This window comes from Aminobacter niigataensis, from assembly GCF_014200015.1.
GTDB lineage: Bacteria > Pseudomonadota > Alphaproteobacteria > Rhizobiales > Rhizobiaceae > Aminobacter > Aminobacter niigataensis.
Genome location: NZ_JACHOT010000001.1, coordinates 1,558,301 through 1,574,302 on the forward strand (window position 1 = coordinate 1,558,301; position 16,002 = coordinate 1,574,302).

Sequence of the window (16,002 nt, forward strand, 5' to 3'; positions counted from 1 at the left end):
AAACAGGGCAGCGAACGTCAAGACATCGCCAAGCTTTTGTCCCGGCTTTCGCTGCCTGCCCCGAATAGGCTGAACTCAAACGACAAATTCAACTCAGGCGAGATCATGGTCCGGCTGGTTGACGAAGATCAGCACAGCCAGCATCGTCATGTAGAACTTGAATGCGGCCTCCTGGCCGTTCCAGGTGCTGGACTGCCACATGGCGAACCACTCACCGCCGACGACCATGAAGCCGAGGAACCAGACAAGGAAACCCATGGTGGCGCCGATGACGACAAAGCCCTTGGCATCGTTGAATTCCCTGCCGGAACCCTTGCGGGCTTGCCAGAGCTTGAAAGCTGCGACCAGGAACAGCACGCAGGTCAATGCTTCGCCGACAATGATCAGCCAATAACCGGCGGTCCACAAAGCAGGGCTGGTGATCGAGCGATACATCAGCGCATTGCCCGGAAATGTGGTGTCCATGCTGAGCACATGCTGAACGAAGGCGAAATTGGAGCCATAGTCAGTGATGTTGCCGAACGCTACAAGGAAGGCGAAGGCCGCGAGGCAAAGGGACATTACGATCTTTGAGAGACGCAAGGTCATGGCAAGAACTCCTGCAGGTCAAACATCGGGGCATCAACCAGATCAATTGCCGAGTCTCGGCAACGATGCAACCGGCCGCCCGGTCAGCATTTCGCTGACAGCGACGGCAAAAGCATATGTCGGGAAGGCCGGCATCGACGTTGAGCTGGAAGCAATGCGGCTGTCTGCCGACTGTCAGATCGGGGACGTAGTGTCGATATCTTCTGGCGGCACCTCGCATGACTTTGCAGTCATGCGCCGCCGTTGGATCGTCGACCGGTCGCGCAGCCGGCTCGAAGTGACACTCGACCACCCCGTTCGCGGGCGGTGAAACGTCAGGCGTTGCGGGCGCCCTGCCCCATGCGCCTGGCAGCCATGCGCTCCAGCGCCGACAGTGCGTCATAGATCAGCACCGCAAGTGCCGCGACGATCAAGCCGCCCTGCAGGACGAAAGCGAGGTTGTTGGATTGCAGCCCGGCGATGATGACCTCGCCGAGCGTCTTGGCGGCAACTGTCGAGCCGATGGTCGCCGTGGCAAGGCTGATGACAACGGAAAGCCTGATGCCGGCGAGAATCACCGGCACGCTGAGCGGCAGCTCGATCTTGAGCAGGCGCTGCCAGCCCGTCATGCCCGCACCTCGCGCCGCCTCGACGACATTGGCCGGAGTGGTGGTCAGCCCAGTCAGCGTGTTCTCGAAGATCGGCAGCAGACCGTAGAGAAACAGCGCGATCAGGGTTGGCTTCTCGCCAAAGCCGACGGCCGGCACAGCCAGTGCAAGCACCGCCACTGGCGGAAACGTCTGGCCGATATTCACCAGGCTGCGTGACAAAGGCAGGAATTCGACGCCGGCCGGCCGCGTGACCAGGATGGCGAGCGCAACCGCAACGACGATCGCGGCAGCGGTGGCGATGGCGACCGTGCGCAAATGCTGGAACGCCAGCGACGAAAGGCTGCCCTGATTGTAGATCGCAGGTGCGCCATTCTGCGTCAGCGGCTTGAGCAACGGCTCGAACCATAGCGGGTTGCTCAGGAACGCGACCAACAGGGCCAGCAGGCAAAGCCGCAACAGCAGCGGAATCCAGGCCTTCATTGTGGCCTCGCGGCGCGCTTGACTAGGCCTTGGACTGTCACGCGCCCGATGGCCGTGCCATCTTCCGATGTCACCGGCATGGCAGCGCGTCCCGACCAGAGGAGTTCGGCGAGCGCGTCGCGCTGGCTCGCCTCGGCAGCTATGCCCTCGCCATCGGCACTGCCCGGCTCGACCGCATCGCGGACCTCTCCGAGCGACAGGAGCTTGAAAGGACGGTCGCTGGCCCCGACCAGCGTCTCGACGAATCCCGTCGCCGGTTTTGCCAGGATTTCGGCCGGCGATGCGTACTGGATGAGCTTGCCGGCATCCATGACGGCAATGCGGTCGCCCAGATGGACGGCTTCTTCCATGTCGTGGGTGACGAGGATGATGGTGGTGCCGAAGCGCTTCTGGATCGCCAGCAAATCTTGCTGTGCCTTGGTGCGGATGATCGGATCAAGCGCACCGAAGGGTTCGTCCATCAAAAGCACGTTGGGTTCGGCAGCAAGCGCGCGGGCGACACCGACGCGCTGCTGCTGGCCGCCCGACAGCTCGTGCGGGTAGCGCGGACCGAAGGCTGCCGGGTCGAGCTGCAGCAGCGACATCAACTCATCGACCCGGGCCTTGATGCGCGCAGCATCCCAACCGAGAAGCAACGGAACGGTACCTATGTTCTGCGCCACCGTGCGGTGGGGGAACAGCCCGTTGCCCTGGATGGCGTAGCCGATGCTGCGGCGAAGTTCGTGGCCCGGGACGGAACGGTTGTCGACACCGTCGAGCTTGATCGTGCCCGACGTGGGCTCCACCAGGCGGTTGATCATGCGCAGAAGCGTAGTCTTGCCGGAGCCCGAAGTGCCGACGATGACCGTCAGCGTGTGCGGCTCGATGACCATCGAGACATCGTCAACGACCGCGGCGTCGCCATAGCGCTTGGTGATGTTTTCGATTTCGATCATGCGGCCACCGTCGTGGATCTGCGGGTCGCGACTTGTTCGACCACCGCGTCGAGGATGATGGCAGCGGCAAAGGCCAGCGCCACAGTGGGGACCGCACCGAGCAGCACGAGGTCCATTGCCGTCTGGCCAACGCCCTGGAAGACGAAGACGCCGAAGCCGCCACCGCCGATCAGGGCAGCGATGGTGGCAAGGCCGATGTTCTGGACCAGCACGATGCGTATGCCGGTGAGGATGACGGGAAACGCCAGCGGAAACTCGACGCCCGACAGGCGCTGCCAGCCGGTCATGCCCATGCCGCGCGCCGCATCATTGGCAATTCGGGGAACCCCAGCGAGCCCGACGACGGTGTTCGCCACCACGGGAAGCAGCGAATAGAGAAACAGCGCGACGAATGACGGCGCCGCGCCGATGCCGCGAATGCCGAGCGCTGAAGCGCCGGGAACATTGGCGGCGACCCAGCCAAGCGGCGCGATCAGGATGCCGAACAGCGCGATGGAAGGAATGGTCTGGACGATGTTGAGCACATTGAGCACGCCCGCGCGCAGCGCTTCGACGCGATGGCACAGGATGCCCAGCGGTATCCCGACCAGCACCGCAGCGGCCAGCGAGCCGAGCGCCAGCTGGACATGGCGCTTCGCCTCGTTCCAGAAACTGTCGGCACGGTTGGCGTATTCCTTGAGGATCGACAGGCTGTCCCACTGACCCGAGGCGAGCAGAAGCCAAACCGCAGCGGCGGCAATGCCAAGTACTGCGACGCGCCCGACGGGTGAAAGCTGCAGCCTTGTCAGGACATCAGCGAGCAAAAGGGTGAAGGCAAAGATCAAGAGCCAAAAACCAGAGGCCGGCGAGATGCGGGCGAAGGTGTTGCCCTCCGGCGTCAGATAGCTGCCGGCATTACCGATCAGCAGGGCAAGGGAAACCAGGGCAATGGCACTGGCGCCAAGACGCGCGGCCAGCGGCGTCTTGAACAGGGCAACGAGGCCGGCCGCAACCAGGATGACCAGCAGCACAAGCCCTGCCGGAGACGGCAGAGCCTCGAGAATCGAGCGCGGCTCACCGGCCACGATGCGGTTGGCGCGAAAGGTGGCAAATGGCGCCAAGAAGGCGCCATAGGCGGTGATCGCGGCGATCACCACGCCCAGCTTGTCGAACCTGATGCCCACTGTCGCGATGCGTCCCCGGTTCCGGCGGCGCGCCTCTGATGAGGCGCGCCGAGGAAGCTTACTTCAGAAAGCCGTTCTTCTTCAGGAAATCTTCGGCAACAGCCTTGGCCGGCTCGCCGCCAACCTGGACGCGGCCGTTGAGCTCCTGAAGCGTGACGAGGTCGAGCTTTTCGAACACCGGCTTGAGCAGGGTTTCGATCTGTGGGTGCTCCTTGAGAACTGCCTCGCGAATGATCGGGGCCGGCTGATAGACCGGCTGCACACCCTTGTCGTCGTCGAGCACGACCAGGCCCGATGGAGCGATGCCGCCATCGGTGCCATAGACCATGGCCGCATTGGCGCCGTTGGTCTGGTTGGCGGCAGCGCCGATGGTGGCGGCCGTGTCGCCGCCCGACAGCGTGATCAACTGCTCGGGCTTGAGCGTGAAGCCGTAAGTCGTCTGGAACGCCGGCAATGCGGCGGCCGAATTGACGAACTCGGACGATGCCGCCAGCACGACGGTGCCACCGCCGGCGACGTATTTGCCGAAATCGCTGAGGGTGGCGAGCTTGTTGGCGTCGGCGAGGTCCTTGCGCAGCGCGATCGCCCAGGTGTTATTGGCCGGCGACGGCGACAGCCAGACGATCTTGTTGGCGTCGTAGTCGAGCTTCTTGGCGGTTTCGAAGCCCTTGGCGGCATCTTTCCAGACCGGATCATCGGCCTTTTCGAAGAAGAAGCCGGCGTTGCCGGTATATTCGGGATAGATGTCGATCTCGCCTGCCGCGATTGCCTTGCGGACGACCGGCGTCGCGCCGAGCTGGATGCGGTCGGTGGTGGCGATGTCGTTGGCGTTGAGCACGGCCTGGATGATGTTGCCGAGCACGCCGCCTTCGGTGTCGATCTTGGAAGACACGACCACCTGTGCGCTTGCGGCGCTGGTGGCAAGGCCGAGTGCGATTGCCGCTGCGGCGATTGTTCTGGTCTGACGCATGGTGAAGCCCCTTCTCGTTGCCGGAATTCGGTGACCGCATATGAGCATGGCGATCCAGCTTCCGTCGGGGCATACGATTTCACAATGCGCAGGGGCTGCGCAATATTATTTTGTATTTTGAAGTAATCGCCGGCCTCGATTGCCGACATCCTCCTGTCAGGCAGTCCGGCTCCGGCGCGCGAACGACAGAGTCGCCAGCGCGGCCAAGCAAACCGCGCAGATGGGGAAGACGATCCAGGCGAGCATGTCCCAGCCATAGGCGTTGTAAACTGCGCCCGACATCAGCGATGCAAGGGCCACCGAGCTGAACAGGATGAAGTCGTGAAAGCCTTGGACCTTGCCCTTTTCCGACGGGCGATAGGCTGTGGACACAATGGCGGTCGCGCCAATGAAGCCAAAATTCCAGCCGAGTCCGAGCAGGATGAGTGACGTCCAGAACTGCCAAAGCGCGATGCCCGACAGTGCCACGATGGCGCAGCCGATCAGCAGCAAGACGCCCAGGCCGACGATGCGCTCAGGGCCAAAGCGCTGGATCAGGCGCCCGGTGAAGAAGCTCGGGCCGAACATTGCCATGACATGCCAGGAAATGCCGAGCGTCGCCTCGTCCGGCGAAAATCCGCAGCCGACCATGGCGAGGGGTGCACCGGTCATAACGAAGGTCATCAGGGAATAGGTACCGACAGCACAGACGAGGGCGGCGGCAAAGCGCGGTTGCGCCAATATCTCGAGCATCGGGCGCGCGTCCGCCTGCGAGGCTTCGGCATGAACGCCGGTCACTTCCTTCACCCTGAGGAAGGACAGGATGACAGCGCCAACCGCTGCGAGCCCGATAATCGCGGCAAAGGAGCCGGCGAACATCACCGGCGCGAACATTTCACGCGTGAAAATGACGATCTGTGGCCCGAGGATGGCGGTGACAATGCCGCCGGCCAGCACGAAGGAAATCGCGTTCGCCTTGAATTCGGGCGGCGCGTTGTCGGCGGCGGCAAAACGGAACTGCTGCACGAAGGCGCTGCCGACGCCGAGCATCAGAAGGCCGAAGACAAACAGCCAGAACTCCGAGCGGAACAGCGCCAGCGTGGCGATCGCGCCGCCAACGGCGGTGACGGCAGTACCGAACATGAAGCCGCCGCGCTGTCCGAGGCCGCGAATGATCGCGGCAGCGGGAAGCGCACCAAGCGCCATGCCGACGCTGAAGCCGGTGATCGGGGCGGTCGCCAGCGACTTGTCGGTGTCGAGGAGGTAGAAGCCGGCCAGGCCGCCAAGCGAGAAGGCGATCGGTGCGGCGGAGCCGATGATGGCTTGCGATGCGGCGAGGATATATGCTGTCCGCCGCGCTTCGCGTTCGCCACCGGTCATAATGCGTCCTTGCCCTTACCCTCGCCGCGCAGCTTGCGGGAGACACGGTCGAGTACGGCGTTGACGAGCTTGGGCTCGTCGTCGGCGTAGAAGGCCTTGGCGATGTCGACATATTCCGACACGATCACAGCCACGGGAACGTCCTGGCGCTTCATCAACTCGTAGACACCGGCGCGCAGGATGGCGCGCAGCGTCGAATCGAGGCGCGACAGCGGCCAATCCTCGGTCAGGGACTGGCGGATCACCGGATCGACGGTCTTCTGGTTCTCCACCACGCCAGCGAGAATGGCGCGGAACCACTGGGCGTCGGCCTCGCGGTAGAGCGCGCCGTCGACTTCCTTGCCGAGGCGGAAGGCCTCGTATTCCGCGGTGATTTCGAGCAGGCCGCTGCCTGCGACGTCCATCTGGTAGAGCGCCTGGACGGCCGCAAGACGGGCAGCCCCGCGCTTGTTGGCCTGGCGTGCGGGCGGCTGGGCTTTGTCTTCGGGAGACGTCACGACCGTGCAGCTCCGAGTTTTTCGCGAACTGCGATCATGGTCAGTGCGGCACGCGCGGCAAAGCCGCCCTTGTCGCCTTCATTGCGGCGCGCACGGGCCCAGGCCTGGTCGTCGTTTTCGACAGTCAGGATGCCGTTGCCGACGCAGATCGATTCCGAAACCGCAAGGTCCATCAAGGCGCGGCAGGACTCGTTGGCAACGATGTCGAAGTGGTAGGTCTCGCCGCGAATGACGGTGCCGAGGGCGACATAGCCGTCATAATGCGTGCCTTCGTCGTCGGCAGCGTCGAGCGCAAACGAGATAACGGCCGGAATTTCGAGCGCGCCGGGAACGGTCACCACGTCATAGGATGCACCGGCATCGGCCAAGGCAGACTTGGCGCCGTCCAGCAGCGCGTCTGCGAGGTCGTCGTAAAAGCGCGCCTCAACAATGAGGAGCTTCAGTTTCTTGTCGTTGGCCATGTCAAATCTCCGGCAGGAGCGGCTGACTTAGGCCGAACCGGATGAGTTCGCAAGCGAAGTGTTAAGCACTGTGGCAGGAAACCGCTGACCGGCCGACCGGTGGCACGCAGCGTGGCTCAGAGCCCTTCCCTGGCAGCGTCGGCAAGGCGTGCCGCATAGCGCGCCATGGTGTCGACCTCGAGGTTGACGCGGTCGCCGACGTTGCGCTCGCCCCATGTCGTGACCTGCAGCGAGTGATGAATCAACAGCACGTCGAAGCGCGTGCCCTCGACCTTGTTGACGGTCAGCGACGTGCCGTCGAGCGCGACCGAGCCCTTGGGAGCAATGAATTTCGCCAGCTCGCGCGGGGCTTCCAGGCGAAAGCGCACCGCCTCGCCCTCGTCCTCGCGCGCCACGATCTCGGCCATGCCATCCACATGGCCCGACACGATATGGCCGCCGAGTTCGTCACCGATCTTGAGTGCGCGTTCGAGATTGACCTTGCGACCGGCCGCCCAGTCGCTTGCCGTGGTCAGGCGAAGTGCTTCTTCCCAGGCCTCGACCTCGAACCAGCGGGCATTGGACGTGGCTTCGGGCAGCGCCACCACGGTCAGGCAGACGCCGGAGCAGGAAATCGAGGCCCCGATGTCGATTGTCTTCGGGTCGTAGGCGGTGTCGAAGCGTAAGCGGACGCCCTGGTCGAGCGGTTTTGCAGACGCGACTGTGGCCACGTCGGTGACGATCCCGGTGAACATCAGATTTCCCTTATCCATTCGGCGAAGGTGTCCTCGCCGAAGCGAGCTTCGCGCACAAGGCTGAACCCTGCCGGTATATGGTCGCGACCGATGGGGGCCGCAATACCATCCGCCCCGATCGCCTCCGGACCGGAAAACAGCGCGATCCGGTCGACCAGACCTTCGTCGAGGAAGGCCCGTGCGGTGTCGGCTCCGCCTTCGACGATGATCCGCGACATGCCCTGATTGGCGAGATCCTCAAGCAGTTCGGGAAGTGCCACGCGGCCGTCATAGGTCTCTGTCGCCAGGAATTTCACGCCCGCGCGCTCGAGTTCGGCCCGGTTCTTCGGATCGCCTTCCGGGCACGCAGCGACAAACACCGGCACATCATGCGCCGATCGCGCCAGCTTCGACGTCGCCGGCAACCGCGCGAGCCTGTCGAGCACGATGCGTGCCGGCGAACGGTTGCGGAGCCCGGGCAAACGCACGGTCAATTCGGGATCGTCGGCAAGTGCGGTGCCGATGCCGACCAGGATGGCATCGATTTCGGCGCGCATGACGTGGACCTGGCGGCGGGCGACCTGCCCGGTGATCTCGATCTGTCCCTGGCCGCGCCTGCCGATCATGCCATCGGCGGAAAGCGCAAGTTTCAGAATCACTTCAGGGCGCTTCCTCAAGGACCGATTCATGTATCCGGCAAGCTGATCGGCGGCCTCGCGGGCAAGCACGCCTTCCTTGACCTCGATACCGGCGCCGCGAAGAATGGCGTATCCCCTGCCCGATACGCGCGGATCGGGGTCGCTGGCAGCGCCGACAACACGGGTTATGCCGGCGTTGACGAGCGCATTGGCACAGGGCGGCGTGCGGCCGTGATGAGCACACGGTTCGAGCGTGACATAGGCGGTGGCGCCCCGCGCAAGGTCGCCGGCTTCGGCCAGAGCTTCGGCCTCGGCGTGCGGACGGCCGCCGATGGCAGTGACGCCGCGCCCGACGATAACCGGTCCGTTGCCGCCGTCGCGGACAATGAGCGTGCCTACTGCCGGATTGGTCGAGGTCAGGCCGAGATTCTTCCGCGAAAGCCTGAGAGCGGCCGCGATGTAGCGGCGGTCGATCCTGTCCTGCTCGGATGCACTCATGTCCCTGGCCATCGCTCAGCCGGCTTCCTCTTCGCCTTTCAACTCGCCCAATACCTCATGGAAGTCCTTGGCCTCGCGGAAATTGCGATAGACCGAAGCGAAGCGCACATAAGCGACATCGTCGAGCGTCTTCAGCGCTTCCATCACAAGGCGGCCGATCTCGCCCGAGGGAACTTCCGTTTCGCCGGAGCTTTCGAGCTGGCGAACGATACCGGTCACCGCGCGCTCGATGCGCTCGGGATCGACGTTGCGCTTGCGCACGGCGATCTCGACCGACCGAGCCAGCTTGTCGCGGTCGAACGGCACTTTGCGGCCGGTCTTCTTGAGCACGACGAGGTCGCGCAGCTGCACGCGCTCGAATGTGGTGAAGCGGCCGCCGCAGACCGGGCAGATGCGCCGCCGGCGGATCGCAGCACCGTCCTCGGCCGGACGGGAGTCCTTCACCTGCGTGTCTTCAGACTGGCAATATGGGCAACGCATCGTTCGGCCTTGTCATTCGAATCCCCGACCGGGAAAGGCTTAAAGCATGATCCGGAAAAGTGGAAACCGCTTTTGGCGGCAAGCCCGGCCGAAAAGCAGGAGCCCCGTCCCGGACATGCCGGAACGGGGCTCCAAAGTTCTCAAGGGTGGACCAAAGGCCCTCCCCGCATCGGCGACTTAGCCGAGATAAGGATAAAGCGGGAAGCGCTCGGTCATGTCGACCACCTTGCGCTTGACCGCCGCCTCGACGGCAGCGTTGCCCTCGTCGGAATTCGCCGCCTTGAGGCCGTCCAGGACTTCGGCGATCAACTGGCCGATCTCGCGGAACTCGGCCTCGCCGAAGCCGCGGGTCGTGCCGGCCGGGGTGCCGAGACGGACGCCCGAGGTGACGAAGGGCTTTTCCGGATCGAAGGGAATGCCGTTCTTGTTGCAGGTGATGTTGGCGCGGCCCAGCGCTGCCTCGGCGCGCTTGCCGGTGGCATTCTTGGGACGCAGATCGACCAGCATCAGATGGTTGTCGGTGCCGCCCGAAACGATGTCGAGGCCGGTGTCCTTGAGGCTGGCGGCGAGCGCCTTGGCGTTGGCAGCGACATTTGCCGCGTAGGTCTTGAACTCCGGCTTCAGCGCCTCGCCGAAGGCAACCGCCTTGGCAGCGATGACGTGCATCAGCGGGCCGCCCTGGAGGCCGGGGAACACGGCCGAGTTCATCTTCTTGGCGATATCCTCGTCATTGGTGAGGATCATGCCGCCGCGCGGACCGCGCAGCGACTTGTGCGTGGTGGTGGTGACGACATGGGCATGCGGCAGCGGCGACGGGTGCACGCCGCCGGCAACCAGGCCAGCGATGTGGGCCATGTCGACCATTAGGTAGGCGCCGACTTCGTCGGCGATCTCGCGGAAACGCTTCCAGTCCCAGATACGCGAATAGGCGGTGCCGCCGGCGAGGATCAGCTTCGGCTTGGTCTCGCGGGCGAGGCGCGCGACCTCGTCCATGTCGAGCAGATTGTCGTCCTTGCGAACGCCGTAGGACACGACCTTAAACCACTTGCCGGACATGTTGACCGGCGAACCATGGGTCAGGTGACCGCCTGAATTCAGGTCGAGGCCCATGAAGGTGTCGCCCGGCTGCAGCAGGGCCAGGAAGACTGCCTGGTTCATCTGGCTGCCGGAGTTCGGCTGGACGTTGGCGAACTTGCAGTCGAACAGCTTCTTGGCGCGCTCGATGGCGAGTTCCTCGGCGACGTCGACGAACTGGCAGCCGCCATAGTAGCGCTTGCCGGGATAACCCTCGGCGTATTTGTTGGTCATGATCGAACCCTGCGCCTCGAGGACGGCGCGGGAAACGATGTTTTCCGAGGCGATCAGCTCGATCTCATGGCGCTGGCGCCCGAGTTCGTTGCGGATCGAGCCGAAGATTTCGGGATCGGCCTCCGACAGCGGGGTTCCAAAGAAGGATTCGAGGTTTTTCGAGGCGGCCATGGCTGAAGATCCTTAGGTCCGGAGGGGGCATCGGAGAGGTTCGGCGCGCCATTAACACACTTGACCCTGCGTCGCCACGTTTGGAGCGCGAAATTTCGTGGTCGCTTTGCGCCACAACGTCGCGACAACGAAAAAGGCCGCCCCGAAGGACGGCCTTTTCAAAGTCATTGTCGACGTTTCAGAGCGCCGAGGTGATCTGCAGCTCGTCGACCCCGTCGCGGCCATAGATGTCGTCGCGGAACTGAACGACGCCATCACCCGTCGACCAGGCCGAGACATAGGTGAAATAAACCGGCACCGGATTGGAGACGGGGACCGGGGTGTTTTCGCCCGACTTGATGGTCTGCTCGAAATGCTGGCGGCTCCAGCCCGGCGTGTCGCGCAGGATCCAGGTGACGAGGTCGCGGACGTTCTGGACGCGCACGCAGCCCGAGGAATCGAAGCGCATGAGCTTGTTGAACAGGCTCTGCTGCGGCGTGTCGTGCATGTAGACGCCGTCCGGGCTCGGGAAGTTGATCTTCACCGACGCCATGGCGTTGATGGCACCCGGGTCCTGGCGGAACAGGTACTTGGCGGCCTCTTCGGTCGACCAGTCGACGGTCATCGGATCGACCTCGCTGCCATCGGGGGCAATGAGGCGGATCTTGTTGTCCGTCAGGTAATTGGGGTTCTTGCGCATCAGCGGGATGATGTCCTTGCGGACGATCGACACCGGGGCATTCCAGTAGGGATTGACGACGATCTCGTTGATCTTGGAATTGACGATCGGCGACTGACGATCGACCTTGCCGACGATCGCGGTGTGGCGCAGAACGACGCGGTCGTCCTCGACGGCCTCGACCTGGGCGGCCGGAATGTTGACGTTGACATAGCGCTGGCCGAGCGTGCCGGCCTGCGCCTGCAGGCGGCCGAGATTGGTCTCGAGCTGGCCAAGGCGGACCTGGGCGCTGATGTTCATCGCCGCATAGGTGTACTGGCCCATGACACCGTCGGCCGGCAGGCCGTGACGCGCCTGGAAGCGCTTCAGCGCGGCGTCGACATAGGTATCGAAGGAGCTGGAGAGGCCGGCGCGCGCCGACAGGTCGCCGGACACCATCAGGCGCTTGCGCAGGACCTCGACATCAGGGTCCTCGACGCCCAGCTTGAGCTTCTTGGTGGCCGGAACGACCGGCCAGCCGCCCTGGGCTGCTATGTTCTGATACTGGCCGATGGCCTGCTGGGTGTAGGCCACGGTCTGCTGCGAGAACACGGGAAGCGTGCTGGCGACCTTGGCCCCCTGGCTCACCTTGGCGTCGAATTCATCGTCCCAGTTGCCGCGCCGCGACGAACCGAGCACTTCGCCGATCACGTCCTGAGCGCTGGCTGCACCCGAGATGGCTGCCATGGCGATCGCGCCGGCACCGGTGAGAAAGAAACGGCGGCTAGTTTTCATGGACATCCCAGACATATTCGCGCAACTCAACCGGCAGGAGATTTCCCGCGACGATATGACGGCCATACTTAACAATTAGCCAACCATAACCCGGCATCACTACGCGTGAAACGCGACTTCATTGCACGGGTTGCTGACGGCCGAACAGGCAGATCTGGCGCATCACTGTTGTTCGATAGTCATCCGAATATGGCGGCAACATGGCTGGGCCGCCTTTGATCGCACCGGCGCGATCCGAAAAAGGAAGAGCCGGTGCATTTCTGCAACCGGCCCTGCGACTGGAGGTCGTTTCCTTTTGGGCGGACTTGCGGCGCCGCGCGAGCCGTCTTGCTTACATGCGATAAGCGATGGTGTCGTTCCAGAAGCGGTCGAGGCGCTGCAGGGCGCGGTTCATCTGCTTGAACTCGTCGGTGTTGATGCCGCCGACCTGCTCGATTGAGCCAACGTGACGGTCATAAAGGCCGGCCACGACCTCGGCCACGTCCTGGCCCTTGGGCGTCAGGCTGACGCGGACCGAGCGACGGTCGATGCGCGAGCGCTGGTGGTTGATGAAGCCGAGCTCGACCAGCTTCTTGAGGTTGTAGGAGACATTCGAGCCGAGATAGTAGCCGCGGGAGCGCAATTCGCCGGCGGTCAGTTCCGCATTGCCGATGTTGAACAACAGCAGAGCCTGGATCGCATTGATGTCGCTGCGGCCGTTGCGGTCGAACTCATCCTTGATAACGTCAAGAAGACGGCGATGAAGTCTTTCAACAAGCTGCAGCGATTCCATGTAAAGCGAACGGATCGCTTCGTTACGGTCCTCGGAAACCATGGCGGGCTTAGCCACCTGACGCGAATTGATCATTGTCTTTGCCTCTCTGTTGTCGCCTGGTGACTTTTTTGTTTGTTGTCACCTTGATCGCGAACTTATCGAATACCCATAAAATTCGACTTAAACGTCAGGCTTAACAAGGGCTTACCAGCCAGTGGTTTCGAAAGAGGGTTAATGAAAACCCTTCCGAGTAAGAATAATTAACCTTGTATTTTATGGAACGTCCGGCAACGCCCTGAAAGCGTTGGCTACTGCGCGGAGCGGCGCCGTTTCAGGTGCAGGACAATACGGAACGCCGCGTAAATCACAGCCACCGCAATGTGCGAGACGACAATCAGCGGCCGCGAGCCGAACAGATCGGGAAAGCCGGCATACATGACGATCTCGGTGGCCGCGCAAATGAACCAGATGACCGGCCCCCAGGATGACAGCATCCACAGGCCGATGGCGGCGAAGGGAAAAAAGACGGAAAGCGTGACAGCCGCAATCTGCCAGTGAATAGGCATCAGGTCGAAGCGCCAGAGCGGGCCATCGTAGACGCCGATCAGGCGGACCCAATAGAGAATGCCGAACAGCAGGCAGTAGGCCGCAACCACACGCAGGAACCAGGCGAAGGCGTTTTCCGTGGCCGATGGATGCATTTCGTGGAGACGCCCTGCACTGTCGGTCACAGCGCAAGCTCCCTGTCGCCCAGCGTCTGGAAATAGCGGTCGATTTCCGCCGGATCGACATCGGCCAGCCGCGCCGGTTGCCAGACCGGCGTCGAGCCCTTGTCGATGATCGCGGCCCGGATGCCTTCATAAAAGTCGCGACCGGCAAGCATGCGGTTCAGGATGCGGAACTCCATGCGCATGCAGTCGTCCATCGACATCGTCAGCCCGGCCCTGATCTGCCGGAAGGCGACAGCAAGGCTGGTGGGCGAGCGCAATCGCAGGGTTGCGAGAGTCTTTGCCGCGAACTCACTGGTGTCCGCCTCGAGGCTCTCGATGATCTCGGCAAGCGATTGCCTGGAGAAATGCAGGGCGATGGCTTCAAGCGTTTCGCGGTCGGTCTCACGCTTGGCCGGGTGGAAAAACCCACGCAGCACCGCCTCCGGCTCGCCTGTTTCGCAAAGGCGCTCCACGAGCCCGATCTGTCCATCGGCGGCAATGGTGTGCGTGGCCAGACCCGACCAGAGCGCATCGCCATAGCGGATTCGATTGCCGGTCAGCGCCAGATACATGCCGAAATAGCCGCCAAGGTCGGGCAGCAAATGGCTGCCGCCGACATCGGGAAAAAACCCGATGCCCACTTCAGGCATGGCGAACTGGGCATTCTCGGTCATCACCCGGTGGGAGCCGTGGAAAGAGATGCCGACGCCGCCACCCATGACGATGCCGTCGATCAGCGAGACATAGGGCTTGGGAAAGCGCGCGATCTGGGCGTTCAACCGGTACTCGTCGGCAAAGAAGTCGACCGGCGGGCTGCCGGCGCGGCCGGCCTCGTAGATGTGCAAGATGTCGCCGCCCGCGGAGAAGGCCCTGCCCTCGGCCTTGACGACGACAAGCGCAACGTCGCGGTCGGCCTGCCATGCCTCGAGCGCACGAGACAGCGCGCCGACCATTTTGTGGGTCACCGCATTGAGAGCCTTCGGCCGCGTCAGGGTGACGATGCCAGCACTGCCGGTCCGCTCGAAACGGATTTCATCGCCGCCGCCAAAATCCATGTCCAAGAGATTCCCTCACATCGAAACCGCCTGCAGAGCTAATGTGCTGCGCGTGGGTGCGTCAATGCCGCAGGTCCCATCCTGCACCTTGGTCTTGGGCAAATCGGCATGCTAAAAACTGCACAATCCGGAGACGAGCGATGAACAAGTTCACCCCAGCCAAGCCAGCCGGCGCACGCAGCGTCGACGAAATCACCGGCAGCCGGCGCCTGCGCCGCATGCGCAAGGCCGACTGGTCGCGCCGCCTCGTGCAGGAAAACCGCCTCAGCGTCGACGACCTGATCTGGCCGATCTTCATCATCGACGGCGAGAACCGGCGCGAGGCCATTCCGGCGATGCCCGGCGTGTTCCGCCTGTCAATCGATCTCGCGGTCAAGGAAGCGGAACGTGCGGCCAAGCTCGGCATTCCGGCCATCGCCACCTTCCCCAATGTCGAAATGGGCCTGCGCGACCAGACCGGCGCGCATATCCTCGAACCCGACAACCTGATCAACCGCGCCACCCGCGCATTCAAGGCGGCGGTGCCCGAGATCGGCATCATCACCGATGTGGCGCTCGATCCGTTCACCAGCCACGGCCATGACGGCATCCTGCGCGGCGGCACCATCGTCAACGACGAGACCGTCGCCCAGGTGGCTGCGGCCGCCGTACTGCAGGCGGCTGCAGGCTCCGACATCATCGCGCCTTCCGACATGATGGACGGCCGCATCGGCGCCATCCGCGACGCGCTCGACGACAACGGTTTCCAGGACGTGGCGATCATGTCCTATGCGACCAAGTTCGCCTCCGCCTTCTACGGCCCCTATCGCGAGGCGATTGGCACGCAGGGCCTGCTCAAAGGCGACAAGAAGACCTACTACATCGATCACGCCAACTCGGACGAGGCCGTGCGCGAGGCCGAACAAGACCTCGCCGAAGGCGCGGACATGCTGATGGTCAAGCCGGGCCTGCCCTATCTCGACATCATCCGCCGCCTGAAGGACGAGTTCCGCGTGCCGACCTTCGCCTACCAGGTGTCGGGCGAGTACTCGATGATCAAGGCGGCTGGCGCCAACGGCTGGATCGATGGCGAAAAGGCGATGCTGGAAAGCCTGCTCGCCTTCAAGCGCGCGGGCTGCGACGGCATCCTGACCTATTTCGCGCCCGAGGTGGCTGAGATGCTGAAGGGCTGAGGCGGACGCCTCAGCTACAACACGCGCT

General features: G+C 63.4%; 18 protein-coding genes. 2 read left to right on the forward strand and 16 right to left on the reverse strand.

Annotated elements, in window-relative coordinates; all coding sequences use genetic code 11:
• Window positions 1–93 precede the first annotated feature (93 nt).
• Entirely contained in the window at window positions 94–588 is a 495-nt protein-coding gene (locus GGQ99_RS07945) for a DUF2165 family protein (protein ID WP_183261846.1), read from the reverse strand.
• Between GGQ99_RS07945 and GGQ99_RS07950 the strand changes: the two genes are divergently transcribed.
• Window positions 587–898 carry a hypothetical protein gene (locus GGQ99_RS07950; RefSeq protein ID WP_246389442.1) on the forward strand — a complete coding sequence of 104 codons (312 nt, stop codon included), beginning with the start codon at window positions 587–589 and terminating at the stop codon, window positions 896–898. The genes GGQ99_RS07945 and GGQ99_RS07950 overlap by 2 nt on opposite strands.
• A gap of 4 nt (window positions 899–902) precedes the next feature.
• Here GGQ99_RS07950 and GGQ99_RS07955 read toward each other — a convergent pair whose 3' ends face one another.
• The 15 genes from GGQ99_RS07955 to GGQ99_RS08025 form a co-directional block, all read right to left on the reverse strand.
• On the reverse strand, window positions 903–1,658 hold the full coding sequence (locus GGQ99_RS07955) for an ABC transporter permease (protein ID WP_183261850.1): 756 nt from the start codon (window positions 1,656–1,658) through the stop codon (window positions 903–905).
• Window positions 1,655–2,593 carry an ABC transporter ATP-binding protein gene (locus GGQ99_RS07960; RefSeq protein WP_183261853.1) on the reverse strand — a complete coding sequence of 313 codons (939 nt, stop codon included), beginning with the start codon at window positions 2,591–2,593 and terminating at the stop codon, window positions 1,655–1,657. The genes GGQ99_RS07955 and GGQ99_RS07960 overlap by 4 nt, the downstream gene beginning before the upstream one ends.
• On the reverse strand, window positions 2,590–3,756 hold the full coding sequence (locus GGQ99_RS07965) for an ABC transporter permease subunit (protein ID WP_183261854.1): 1,167 nt from the start codon (window positions 3,754–3,756) through the stop codon (window positions 2,590–2,592). The genes GGQ99_RS07960 and GGQ99_RS07965 overlap by 4 nt, the downstream gene beginning before the upstream one ends.
• A gap of 58 nt (window positions 3,757–3,814) precedes the next feature.
• Window positions 3,815–4,726, reverse strand: coding sequence for a glycine betaine ABC transporter substrate-binding protein OsmF (gene osmF / locus GGQ99_RS07970; RefSeq protein ID WP_108608491.1), 912 nt, complete (start codon window positions 4,724–4,726; stop codon window positions 3,815–3,817).
• Window positions 4,727–4,882: 156 nt separating this feature from the next.
• Window positions 4,883–6,085 (reverse strand): MFS transporter, encoded by a 1,203-nt coding sequence (locus tag GGQ99_RS07975; RefSeq protein ID WP_108608492.1) that lies wholly within the window; start codon window positions 6,083–6,085, stop codon window positions 4,883–4,885.
• Entirely contained in the window at window positions 6,082–6,582 is a 501-nt protein-coding gene (gene nusB / locus GGQ99_RS07980; RefSeq protein ID WP_108608493.1) for a transcription antitermination factor NusB, read from the reverse strand. The genes GGQ99_RS07975 and nusB overlap by 4 nt, the downstream gene beginning before the upstream one ends.
• On the reverse strand, window positions 6,579–7,043 hold the full coding sequence (locus tag GGQ99_RS07985; protein ID WP_108608494.1) for a 6,7-dimethyl-8-ribityllumazine synthase: 465 nt from the start codon (window positions 7,041–7,043) through the stop codon (window positions 6,579–6,581). Before GGQ99_RS07985 ends, nusB begins: the two co-directional genes overlap by 4 nt.
• 116 nt (window positions 7,044–7,159) lie before the next feature.
• Window positions 7,160–7,777: a riboflavin synthase gene (locus tag GGQ99_RS07990; RefSeq protein WP_108608495.1), complete on the reverse strand. Its 618-nt coding sequence runs from the start codon at window positions 7,775–7,777 to the stop codon at window positions 7,160–7,162.
• A complete protein-coding gene (gene ribD, locus GGQ99_RS07995) occupies window positions 7,777–8,904 on the reverse strand; it encodes a bifunctional diaminohydroxyphosphoribosylaminopyrimidine deaminase/5-amino-6-(5-phosphoribosylamino)uracil reductase RibD (protein WP_108608496.1) in 1,128 nt (375 codons plus the stop codon). Before ribD ends, GGQ99_RS07990 begins: the two co-directional genes overlap by 1 nt.
• A gap of 3 nt (window positions 8,905–8,907) precedes the next feature.
• Entirely contained in the window at window positions 8,908–9,372 is a 465-nt protein-coding gene (gene nrdR / locus GGQ99_RS08000; RefSeq protein WP_108608497.1) for a transcriptional regulator NrdR, read from the reverse strand.
• 177 nt (window positions 9,373–9,549) lie between these two features.
• Window positions 9,550–10,851: a serine hydroxymethyltransferase gene (gene glyA, locus GGQ99_RS08005; RefSeq protein ID WP_108608498.1), complete on the reverse strand. Its 1,302-nt coding sequence runs from the start codon at window positions 10,849–10,851 to the stop codon at window positions 9,550–9,552.
• Between the two features lie 178 nt (window positions 10,852–11,029).
• A complete protein-coding gene (locus tag GGQ99_RS08010) occupies window positions 11,030–12,283 on the reverse strand; it encodes a L,D-transpeptidase family protein (RefSeq protein WP_108609943.1) in 1,254 nt (417 codons plus the stop codon).
• 331 nt (window positions 12,284–12,614) lie between these two features.
• Complete coding sequence (gene ldtR / locus GGQ99_RS08015) at window positions 12,615–13,130, reverse strand: transcriptional regulator LdtR (protein WP_055971496.1); 516 nt, start codon at window positions 13,128–13,130, stop codon at window positions 12,615–12,617.
• 215 nt (window positions 13,131–13,345) lie between these two features.
• Window positions 13,346–13,738 (reverse strand): DUF6163 family protein, encoded by a 393-nt coding sequence (locus GGQ99_RS08020; RefSeq protein ID WP_183262390.1) that lies wholly within the window; start codon window positions 13,736–13,738, stop codon window positions 13,346–13,348.
• A gap of 26 nt (window positions 13,739–13,764) precedes the next feature.
• Window positions 13,765–14,802 carry an enoyl-CoA hydratase/isomerase family protein gene (locus tag GGQ99_RS08025; protein WP_183261856.1) on the reverse strand — a complete coding sequence of 346 codons (1,038 nt, stop codon included), beginning with the start codon at window positions 14,800–14,802 and terminating at the stop codon, window positions 13,765–13,767.
• 140 nt (window positions 14,803–14,942) lie between these two features.
• Between GGQ99_RS08025 and hemB the strand changes: the two genes are divergently transcribed.
• The gene (gene hemB, locus GGQ99_RS08030) at window positions 14,943–15,974 is read left to right on the forward strand and encodes a porphobilinogen synthase (protein WP_183261858.1); all 1,032 of its coding nucleotides are present in this window, start codon (window positions 14,943–14,945) and stop codon (window positions 15,972–15,974) included.
• Window positions 15,975–16,002 lie beyond the last annotated feature (28 nt).

Coding starts and splice junctions, on each gene's coding strand:
- GGQ99_RS07950 (WP_246389442.1), top strand. CDS start 587: ATGGCAAGAACTCCTGCAGGTCAAACATCGGGGCATCAACCAGATCAA.
- GGQ99_RS07945 (WP_183261846.1), bottom strand. CDS start 588: ATGACCTTGCGTCTCTCAAAGATCGTAATGTCCCTTTGCCTCGCGGCC.
- GGQ99_RS07955 (WP_183261850.1), bottom strand. CDS start 1,658: ATGAAGGCCTGGATTCCGCTGCTGTTGCGGCTTTGCCTGCTGGCCCTG.
- GGQ99_RS07960 (WP_183261853.1), bottom strand. CDS start 2,593: ATGATCGAAATCGAAAACATCACCAAGCGCTATGGCGACGCCGCGGTC.
- osmF (WP_108608491.1), bottom strand. CDS start 4,726: ATGCGTCAGACCAGAACAATCGCCGCAGCGGCAATCGCACTCGGCCTT.
- GGQ99_RS07975 (WP_108608492.1), bottom strand. CDS start 6,085: ATGACCGGTGGCGAACGCGAAGCGCGGCGGACAGCATATATCCTCGCC.
- GGQ99_RS07985 (WP_108608494.1), bottom strand. CDS start 7,043: ATGGCCAACGACAAGAAACTGAAGCTCCTCATTGTTGAGGCGCGCTTT.
- GGQ99_RS07990 (WP_108608495.1), bottom strand. CDS start 7,777: ATGTTCACCGGGATCGTCACCGACGTGGCCACAGTCGCGTCTGCAAAA.
- ribD (WP_108608496.1), bottom strand. CDS start 8,904: ATGGCCAGGGACATGAGTGCATCCGAGCAGGACAGGATCGACCGCCGC.
- nrdR (WP_108608497.1), bottom strand. CDS start 9,372: ATGCGTTGCCCATATTGCCAGTCTGAAGACACGCAGGTGAAGGACTCC.
- glyA (WP_108608498.1), bottom strand. CDS start 10,851: ATGGCCGCCTCGAAAAACCTCGAATCCTTCTTTGGAACCCCGCTGTCG.
- GGQ99_RS08010 (WP_108609943.1), bottom strand. CDS start 12,283: ATGAAAACTAGCCGCCGTTTCTTTCTCACCGGTGCCGGCGCGATCGCC.
- ldtR (WP_055971496.1), bottom strand. CDS start 13,130: ATGATCAATTCGCGTCAGGTGGCTAAGCCCGCCATGGTTTCCGAGGAC.
- GGQ99_RS08020 (WP_183262390.1), bottom strand. CDS start 13,738: ATGCATCCATCGGCCACGGAAAACGCCTTCGCCTGGTTCCTGCGTGTG.
- GGQ99_RS08025 (WP_183261856.1), bottom strand. CDS start 14,802: ATGGATTTTGGCGGCGGCGATGAAATCCGTTTCGAGCGGACCGGCAGT.
- hemB (WP_183261858.1), top strand. CDS start 14,943: ATGAACAAGTTCACCCCAGCCAAGCCAGCCGGCGCACGCAGCGTCGAC.